The sequence below is a fragment of the Aminobacter sp. P4_D5 genome (genome assembly GCF_056401815.1).
On sequence record NZ_JBFUIP010001018.1, the window covers coordinates 1 to 601 of the forward strand.

The window sequence follows — 601 nt, forward strand, 5'->3', positions numbered from 1 at the left end:
CATGCGTGATGCCACCGGTCACGCTAACCGACGACCACGGGGAATTTCGCGGCGATGTCCGTGCCGGTGTAGTGCGGCGTCCAGCCCGTGGTGTCCGTGAAGATGCGCAGCGCGGTCACGTGCGGAATCTCGCCGGCGTCGAACCAGTGCTTCGTGTTCGCGGGCACCGAGATCAGGTCGCCCCGGACGCAATGCGCATCGAAGACCTTGCCGTCGACATGCATGACGAAGTTGCCAGCGCCCTCGTGGAAGAAGCGGACCTCGTCCTCCGTATGGATGTGCTCCGACAGGAATTTCTGGCGGATCGCATCCTTCTGCGGATTGTCCGCGGTGAGACGGATGACGTCGGCCGTGCCGGCTTTCGTCTCCTTCAGGAGCTCGTCGAGATGCGGCTTGTAGGCCGCCAGCACGATGTCGGCCTCGGCGCCCTCGGGCAGCGGCGCCACGGGCCATTGCTCGAACCGCACGCCGATGGGCTTGAGCGCCTCGGCAATGGCGGCGGGCTCCTCGGTGACAAGGAGTTCCTTGCGGGATGCGGCATCCCAGATGGTCAGGCGGCTCATGGGCGCAGTCTCCGTGTCTCCAGCTCGCAGGCGAGCAT

Annotated in this window: 1 protein-coding gene; it reads right to left on the reverse strand. The window is 65.7% G+C overall.

Going from position 1 to position 601, the window contains the following annotated elements:
- Positions 1-23: 23 nt before the first annotated feature.
- Positions 24-563 (reverse strand): 1,2-dihydroxy-3-keto-5-methylthiopentene dioxygenase, encoded by a 540-nt coding sequence (locus AC1DWF_RS36405; RefSeq protein ID WP_476843305.1) that lies wholly within the window; start codon positions 561-563, stop codon positions 24-26.
- Positions 564-601 lie beyond the last annotated feature (38 nt).